Origin of the sequence: Alteromonas sp. CyTr2, assembly GCF_947311905.1 — a bacterium.
GTDB lineage: Bacteria > Pseudomonadota > Gammaproteobacteria > Enterobacterales > Alteromonadaceae > Alteromonas > Alteromonas macleodii.
In genome coordinates this window covers 1-8,426 of the sequence record NZ_CAMZMZ010000063.1, presented here as the reverse complement: position 1 = coordinate 8,426, position 8,426 = coordinate 1, and the positions used below count along the sequence as shown (strand labels likewise).

The 8,426-nt window shown below is 45.6% G+C and carries 6 protein-coding genes, 1 other RNA gene and 1 pseudogene; 4 read left to right on the top strand and 4 right to left on the bottom strand.

What is annotated here, in order from left to right; translation table 11 throughout:
• Positions 1–72 precede the first annotated feature (72 nt).
• From QME20_RS19300 to ssrS, 4 genes and pseudogenes are all read right to left on the bottom strand, one after another.
• Positions 73–807, bottom strand: a pseudogene (locus tag QME20_RS19300) (GAF domain-containing protein); the annotation flags it as partial.
• A 66-nt stretch (positions 808–873) separates the two neighbouring features.
• Entirely contained in the window at positions 874–1,815 is a 942-nt protein-coding gene (locus tag QME20_RS19295; protein WP_014977204.1) for a nucleoside hydrolase, read from the bottom strand.
• Positions 1,816–1,837: 22 nt separating this feature from the next.
• Complete coding sequence (locus QME20_RS19290; protein ID WP_014950380.1) at positions 1,838–2,734, bottom strand: ribokinase; 897 nt, start codon at positions 2,732–2,734, stop codon at positions 1,838–1,840.
• A 21-nt stretch (positions 2,735–2,755) separates the two neighbouring features.
• Positions 2,756–2,938: non-coding RNA, 6S RNA (gene ssrS, locus QME20_RS19285), on the bottom strand.
• Positions 2,939–3,532: 594 nt separating this feature from the next.
• Between ssrS and QME20_RS19280 the strand changes: the two genes are divergently transcribed.
• From QME20_RS19280 to QME20_RS19265, 4 genes are all read left to right on the top strand, one after another.
• The gene (locus tag QME20_RS19280; protein ID WP_039228193.1) at positions 3,533–4,099 is read left to right on the top strand and encodes a UPF0149 family protein; all 567 of its coding nucleotides are present in this window, start codon (positions 3,533–3,535) and stop codon (positions 4,097–4,099) included.
• Positions 4,100–4,174: 75 nt separating this feature from the next.
• Complete coding sequence (gene pepP / locus QME20_RS19275) at positions 4,175–5,494, top strand: Xaa-Pro aminopeptidase (protein ID WP_281716487.1); 1,320 nt, start codon at positions 4,175–4,177, stop codon at positions 5,492–5,494.
• Between the two features lie 193 nt (positions 5,495–5,687).
• On the top strand, positions 5,688–7,034 hold the full coding sequence (locus QME20_RS19270; protein WP_281716486.1) for an FAD-dependent monooxygenase: 1,347 nt from the start codon (positions 5,688–5,690) through the stop codon (positions 7,032–7,034).
• The gene (locus QME20_RS19265; protein ID WP_281716485.1) at positions 7,021–8,193 is read left to right on the top strand and encodes an FAD-dependent monooxygenase; all 1,173 of its coding nucleotides are present in this window, start codon (positions 7,021–7,023) and stop codon (positions 8,191–8,193) included. The genes QME20_RS19270 and QME20_RS19265 overlap by 14 nt, the downstream gene beginning before the upstream one ends.
• Positions 8,194–8,426: the final 233 nt, after the last annotated feature.

The window sequence follows — 8,426 nt, the reverse complement described above, 5'->3', positions numbered from 1 at the left end:
TTCCGGCCATTTACTTTCTCCAGCTAAAGTTCAATTATATCCTTAACTGGACTGGTCAACTCAATTAAACCACCTCATTTTCCCCGCTTCTATCTGCTTTATATCTAAAACAGAATTTACTATTTCTAAAAGCCTTTCACCGCTTTGGCTTACATGAGAAAGCGGGGTGGTAAATGACGAGGGTAAATTTAACTTTTGGGCTTCGCCTTCAAGCAACTGACTAAACGTATTTATAGCATTAAGCGGTGTTCTAATTTCGTGGCTTACGTAAGAAAGAAAGTCAGACTTGAATTGACTGGTGCGCTCAAGCTCTCGGTTTTTCCGCTTTAACTCTAAATGTGCTACTACCGATTTACTTAAGGTTTGGAGCGAGGCTTTTTGTGTTTCGGTTAGCTTGCGTGGTTTGCTATCAATGGCGCACAGCGTGCCAATTGCATGACCAGACGGGGTAATCAGTGGTGCGCCGGCGTAAAACCGAATATCAGGCGCGCCAGTCACCAGCGGGTTATCGTGAAACCGGGGGTCTAACGTAGCGTTAGGTATTTCAAACACATCGCTTTGCAAAATAGCATGTGAGCAAAACGCGATGTCTCGTGATGTTTCTTCTGCGTCTAGACCTACTCTTGATTTAAACCATTGGCGGTTTGGATCAATGAGGCTGATAAGCGCAATAGGGGTTTCACAAATTTGAGAGGCAAGGGCTGTAAGGTCATCAAAGAGTTGTTCAGCTTCAGTATCAAGTACGTCGTAGCTGAGCAGTTCGGCAAGACGTTCATCTTCATTTTGAGGGAGGGGCGCCGCTTTCATAACCGTTGAGTTTAAACCTAGCTTTAAATAAAAAAGGGATTGTGTATTAACAATCCCTTAAACATATCATAGAGCGTAGGTGTCTATGAATAGTTGTTCCAGCTTTTTGTGGTCAACTTTAGTCGCTACCTTTATGGTATTTGCTTCATTCCATAGTGGACTCGGTGTTGTACCTTTAGGCGCAACCACGGTTTGCCCTCTATCTAGCGTCCCTGTTCCAACGCGAACGTGACCTTCAGTCAGTTCAAATAGCTCAGGGTGGCGAAGGTGGGCAATCGGGAATGCATCGTGGAAGAAACACACGCGATCTTCACGGTTTTGCGAGTAGAAATCCATGTAGAACTGGGCGCTTTCTTTCACAAAACCACCAAGGGTATTGTTTTTCTCTTCAAGCTTTTCAACAAAGGCTGGCGAGAACGGCGTGAAGTTTGTCACGTCCAAACCAAACATGGTCAGTTCCCAGTCTGCTGCGAAAACGATTTCTGCAGCATGTGCATCGTTCCAAATGTTCGCTTCAGCTACCGGCGTAACGTTACCTGGTACAAACGCTGCACCACCCATTATGCTAACGCCTTTTACCAACTTAGGAAGTTCTGGCTCAAGACGAAGCGCAAGGGCCAAGTTACCTAGTGGGCCAATAGCAACAATAGTAACTTCGCCAGGGTACTTACGTGCCATATCAACGATAAACTGCGCAGAGCTGCGTGGGTCAAGCTCGGTTTTAGGCGCTTCAGGTTTAATATGACCGAAGCCGTGCTCACCGTGTACGAAGTGTGCGTACGTTGACTCTGGGCCAACCCATGGCATGCCAACACCTTTAGTTACAGGGATATCTTTACCTGCAATTTCACAAAGTGTTAGTGCGTTTTGCGCTGCCATTGTTACTGGAACGTTACCGTAAACGGTCGTTAAGCCAAGTACTTCAATGTCTGGAGACTGAAAGGCGAAAAAGATCGCCATTGCATCATCAATCCCCGGATCCGTATCTAATATGATCTTATGTGCCATCAATTTATCTCAATGCGTCTTGCTAGTTGGCGTGTTTCGCTAAGAAACGATCCACTTCTTTTTGTGTTGGAATACTCTGCGCTGCGCCCTCGCGTGTTACCGCAATGGCTGAAGCTGCACACCCGCGACGCAATGCTTGTTTAGCATCGGTGTGGTTGCTGTATGCAGACAGGAAATAACCGATAAAGGTGTCACCGGCTGCGGTGGTATCTACCGCGTCTACAGAGAATGCTTTTACTTCTACAACATCGTTTTTGCGCAGCATCATTACACCCGCTTTACCCAGTGTAATAATAACTTCGCTGTGTGACCACTGCTCTTTGAACACTGTCACAATATCTTCAAGTTCTTCTTTACCGGTAATCGCAGCAGCTTCGGTTTCATTTACAATAAGTAAATCTACACAGTCTAACGGAAGCTGTTTAACCGACTCGCTCATAGGCGCTGGGTTAAAGGCTACTTTAAGCTGCTTTTCTTTCGCTTGGCGAAGTACTTCTTCAATGCTGCTTGTTTCATTTTGGGTTAGTACCCAATCTGAAGGACGCGTATCGTCTAACGCTTGCATTACGGTTTTTGCGGTAATGGTTTGGTTAGCACCACCAAATAATACAATGGCGTTTTCACCGCTAGGCGTGACTTGGATAATCGCGTGACCTGAAGGAACTTCTGAGCACTTTACGCCACGACAATCAACACCCTTCTTAATAAGAGCTTGTTTAAATGAGGCGTCGTTTTCGTGAATGCTACCGACGTGTCTTACGTCTGCACCTGCTTGCGCTAAAGCAATAGACTGGTTTGCACCCTTACCACCTAATAAGGTTTGATAATGGGTAGAGGCCAACGTCTCACCAGGTTGTACAAAGTGATCTACCTGATAAACGTGGTCAATATTTATAGAGCCAAAATTTATTATTGCCATTTCTTCTTCCGTCGAAAGAGGGCGCTTCCCAGAATGCCGCTGTCCATGTTTCGCCCGTGAACCGAAAAGTTCAGGGCGGAAGTATCACAATTGCCGTAGGCTTCTCGATACGCGTCGAGCTTGCACAATAGCATCTGTTTCAACTTCCTTGGTTTAAAGCATCGGCCAGGGACATGAATGAACTAGCAAACATCCCAGGAAACATTGTTGTTGTATTAACGCAACAGGGTATAACAAACGCGAGATCCAGTGAAGAGGATCACCTAAAGCGCTTTATAACTATTTTGCGTGGTGATTATAATAGCGGTAAAAAAATATTACTTTTCTTGACCAATTGGTCAGCAATTATACACGCATATAAGAGAAGCTCAATAATAACCAATCAGCTATTCAGGCATTAAAGGCTAATGAACGTTGTCACGCTGTTGCTAAAGGAATTCCGTATCCAACACCAGCGATCTTAGATGAAATCTGACGATGTTGCTAGCCGTCCGGCAACGAATTTAGCGAAATAGCCGCAAATTAAACATCGTTTGAACAGTGAGTAAACAACGTTTAAGTACCGCTGTGTAAAGTGTGTACGACACAGTGTTATTAGACCTTGAATGTACTTTTGCTGTTTGTTCAAAGTTAGAGCAGTGGTAGGGCAAAAGGAGGCGTTACACATTGATTTTTGCTAGTATTAACTCCATCAAGAGATGACATTGACGTAAGTCGCCGCCAAAATAGACGGTAATTAATCGCTTTATAAAAGTGGCGCCTGTATCTCAAACTATTCAAAACAAAAGAGAACAATTCGTGGAAAAACAGCTCGATTACGATAGCGTAAGTAATAAATTGTCTCAGCAAGGCGTAATTGTTGATGCTGCAGAAGTGCATGGCATCCTGTGCGGTATGCTTTGCGGAGGCATGTCGCTTACCGACCAAAAATGGCTAGAAGCGTTAAGTGAAACCATTAATCAGGGTGATGCGTTTAGCGACCCTACCCAGCACCTTTTAAATAGCCTTTTCAATCAAACCTGTCAGCAGCTTCTTGAGCCTGAATTCGCGCTCAATTTGTTACTTCCTGATGATCAAGCGCCTATCAACGATCGCGGGGCTGCACTAATAAACTGGGTGCAAGGTTTCATGCTTGGGTTTGGTCTACACCAGCAAGACCTTATGCAATGTTCTGACGACGTAAAAGAGGCACTTGAAGACTTTTCAGATATTTCACGTATGGAAGAACCAATGGACGCGGACGAAGAGTCTGAAAAGGCGCTGTTAGAGGTTGAAGAATACGTGAAAATTTCAGCAATTTTATGCTTCAGCGAACTGGGCCAATCGCTTCTAGATGATCAACAAGACACGCCATCCGTACACTAGTAATTAACTGAAGATATTAAAAGTGGCCGTAAGTCGCCATCCGTTTTAACGAGATTTTTTAGGGTTTTCTCTTTTATGATTAGTGCGCAAGAGTTTATCGCCAGGCAGGACCGACTGCTTGCACAGTGCGAGCCGAATAGTGTGTGTATTGTGCCTGCAGCAGGTATGGTAACCCGAAGTCGCGATACCGAATATACATTCAGGCAAGATAGCGACTTTTGGTATCTGACAGGATTTGAAGAGCCTAATGCTTGGTTGATATTGTCTAACCACCCTCGTTACGGTGAAAGTTATCGTGCAATGGTGGTACAAGAGAAAGACAAAAGTGCAGAAATTTGGCACGGCAAACGTTTAGGGGCTGAAGCTGCACTTGCTCGATTTAGTCTAGATGAAGCGTTTGAGTTGCAAGAACTTGAAGAAGCGCTGTTAGCGTCAATTCAAGGTCAAGACAACGTGTACTTTTCGTTGGGTCACAAGAAAGACAATGACCTATTATTTTCTGAAGCGCTAAACACCTTGCGCGATGCGCCTAAAGAATCACTGGCGCCAAGGGCAATTCACGACTTACAGCCTATTTTACACGAAATGCGTTTATTCAAGTCCGCATGTGAAGTGGCCATGATGAAAGCGGCGGGTGAGATAAGCGCACGTGCGCACAAGCGAGCTATGCAGTTCGCCGCGCCTGGTTGTTACGAGTACCAGCTAGAAGCTGAAATTCACCATGAATTTGCGATGGCGGGAGCCCGTTTACCTGCTTATAGCACTATTGTTGGAAGCGGCGATAATGCGTGTATTTTGCATTACACGCAAAATAACGCGCAGGTAAATGACGGTGACTTGATCTTGATCGATGCAGGTGCTGAATATCAAGGTTATGCTGCGGATATCACGCGAACGTTTCCTGCAAATGGAAAGTTCACCCATGCTCAGCGCGAAATTTACACCGTTGTATTAAAAGCGCAAAAAAGCGTGTTAGACATGTTAGCGCCCGGCGTTACCTTGTCACAAGCCATGTTACATAGCGTAGAAATTATTACTCAAGGTTTAGTTGACCTTGGCGTTCTTGAAGGTAGTGTGGCAGAAAACCTTGAAAATGAAACGTGGCGTCAGTTTTACATGCATGGTTTAGGGCACTATTTAGGTCTAGATGTGCATGATGTAGGCAACTACAAAATTGACGGTGAAGACCGTCCGTTAAAGCCTGGCATGGTGATCACTGTTGAGCCCGGCATTTACATTAGTCAAGATAGCAACGTGCAGGAAAAATACAAAGGCATTGGTGTAAGAATTGAAGATGATGTCGTGATTACTGCGACGGGTGTCGATATTCTTACCGCAGACGTGCCAAAAGACATTGATGAGATTGAAGCACTTATGGCTGAAAGCAGAGACTAGTTGTCAAAATTTGCTAGGTTTACCAAGGTTTGAAAAACTGCGATAAGTGTGAAATACGGAATTTTGGTTTAAGTTAGCGGTTTAAACTACCAGTTTTAATTACGCTAAAAACTAGCCTTTAATATAAAGAAAAAAATCTCAGAATTAACGCTTTTAATAATTAGAGCCTCTGGACGACAGGAATATAAAAACAGTGGAATCGGCAGCAGCGGTTGATGTAGTAATTATTGGTGGTGGTATTGTCGGTACCGTATTAGCCAAAGCACTCGCAGAGAAAGTATTTCCTGCAAACAGCTCTGGCTTATCTGTCACCCTAATTGATGCGGCTGACCCAGAGCAAACCAGTAAAAGCTTAGTCGACTTTAACCCTTTTACCGACACCCGAGTGATTGCCTTGGCAAGACGTACTGTTGAAGAACTGTCTCACATGGGGCTAAACCTTGATGATGTAGCTAAGCAGCACAACGGTGAGTTACCTCCTCAAATTAAGCATATTGAGGTTAGCGACAAAGGGCACTTGGGGCTATTAAACCTTCAAAGTAGTGACTACCACATTGACGCGTTTGGCCAGGTGGTGAGCTTAAGCGCACTAACGCGATTGGCGGCAGGTGCAGCCTCAAGCTACCAATATATCGCACCTGCCAAGGTAACGAACGTAAAGCGGCAGTGCAATTTTGTAGAGGTGCAGCTAGATAATGGGCAATCGCTTACCACAAAGTTGCTGGTACTGGCCGATGGCGGTCGCTCAGGATTAGCTGACCAGGTTGGCATTTCAAAAACAGTCAATGATTATCATCAAACGGCCATTGTCTTTAACGTTCACACTCAGCTCCCTCATGAAAACAGAGCTTACGAGCGTTTCACCCAAAATGGCCCGTTAGCGTTCCTGCCTTTCGACAGTGAAATCGATGATATCAGGGCTAGTGGAAACGGTTTTTCAGTTGTATGGACTGTAGATACCGACGCCGCAAAGTCGTTAATAGCATTAAATCAACGCGCATTTATCAAGGCCCTACAGGAAGCATTTGGCTATCGACAGGGCAAAGTACTGAGAGTCAGTGAGTTGGCAAGTTACCCGTTAGCGCTTACGAAGGCGCAGCAAGTTGCTAGTCACCGCACCGTGGTAGTAGGCAATGCGGCACAGGCGCTACATCCTATTGCAGGGCAAGGATTCAATCTAGGCTTACGCGACTTAAGTACTTTAGTGTCTGTGCTGCAAGCGTCAGCGGAAAAGCACGGCGAGCAGGATTCATACGAAGAGAAAAACGATACAATCGCATCAGCTAATTTCGATGCAGGCGCTTTTAGCATTACTCAGAATTACGCCAATTCGCGTAAGAATGACAGGGATAACACGATAGCCCTGACAGATACGCTAGTTCGCACCTTTTCAAACCAGTATTTTCCAACAGTAATTGGGCGCAATGTGTCGCTATTGGCATTAAGCATGATGCCCCAGGCGAAAAAAGCGTTTGTTAAACACACGACGGGCTATGGCGAAACATCACTAAGAAAAAGAGATAACAATGCAGCATGTTGATATAGCGATAGTGGGCGGCGGAATTGTAGGGCTAACCCTTGCAGCGGCGCTTAAACACAGTGAATTGAGCATAGCAATAGTCGATAAGGCGGTGTGTTATCAGACTCTGGACGAGAAGCCTACGGCGAGAGTGAGTGCCATAAACCAGGCCAATATTAAAGCGCTTCAACAGTTTGATGTGTGGTCGCATTTGCAGCAAGATCGCGCCAACCCTTACACCGACATGCATGTATGGGACAAAGACAGTTTTGGCGACATTCACTTTTCATGCGATGAAATGGGCAGTGATGCGCTTGGCGTGATTGTAGAGAATCAGGCTTTAGTCAATGCACTGTCTAAATCTGTGGAAGCGCAGCCTAATGTGGAGTTGATCACTGCGGGTATTGATAGAGTATTAGCTGGCCCAAACCAAACCATGCTGATGCTTGATAATGATGACGTGCTAAGCTGCAGGTTGTTAGTAGGCGCCGATGGCGCAAATTCGTTTGTGAGAAAGCAGGCTGGCTTGCCTATTACTTTTAAAGACTACGAGCATACGGCGATTGTCGCTAATATCAAAACGGTAGAGCCGCATAGTAATGTGGCGAGACAAGCGTTCACACCCACAGGACCGCTCGCGCTACTGCCTATGTCTGAGCCAAATGTATGTTCTATTGTATGGTCGCAAACGCCAGAGCAAGCGAACTTATTAATGGCATTGGATGACGCTGCGTTCTGCAATGCGTTAACTGCGGCTAGTAATAGCGTTCTTGGCACTATTTCGCTTGAAACCAAGCGCGCCGCTTTCCCGTTGACCATGCGTTATGCACGCCAGTGGGCGAAAGACGGTGTGGTGCTGGTAGGCGATGCAGCGCATACCATTCATCCGCTTGCAGGGCAGGGCGCTAACTTGGGAATGCAAGATGCGCTCGCATTGGCAGAAACCCTAAACAACTTAAAGGCGTCGGGTAAAGACATAGGTTTGTACAAGCACTTACGCAGCTATGAACGAAGCCGTAAAACAGAAGCCACGAAAATGATTGCCGCAATGGACGGCTTTAAATTCTTATTCGACGGCGACGACCCCCTCAAAAAGTTGCTCAGAGGAATTGGTCTTTCAGCCACAGACAAACTCAGCACCATTAAAACCGCCTTCCTCAGCCACGCCATGGGCCTATAAATCCAAAAATAATGGGGGCAGAGTACTTTTTTCGCCACCCCTGAATAGTGGGGTCAGAGTACATTATTGGCTTTCCCTATTACAAAACCGAATAAATGTACTCTGACCCTGAGGGATCCCCACGAATTTAATTTCATATGCCTCCGGCCCAGGCTGCGTCAACTATGGAGCTGTACCATTTGAGTGCAGCTTTCCACTGTCGCATAGTAAATCGTATTCGACAAGCGACAGCC

What these genes read in the sequence shown, in the direction of transcription:
- QME20_RS19295 (WP_014977204.1), bottom strand. Translation starts at nt 1,815, where the DNA reads ATGGCACATAAGATCATATTAGATACGGATCCGGGGATTGATGATGCA.
- QME20_RS19290 (WP_014950380.1), bottom strand. Translation starts at nt 2,734, where the DNA reads ATGGCAATAATAAATTTTGGCTCTATAAATATTGACCACGTTTATCAG.
- pepP (WP_281716487.1), top strand. Translation starts at nt 4,175, where the DNA reads ATGATTAGTGCGCAAGAGTTTATCGCCAGGCAGGACCGACTGCTTGCA.
- QME20_RS19265 (WP_281716485.1), top strand. Translation starts at nt 7,021, where the DNA reads ATGCAGCATGTTGATATAGCGATAGTGGGCGGCGGAATTGTAGGGCTA.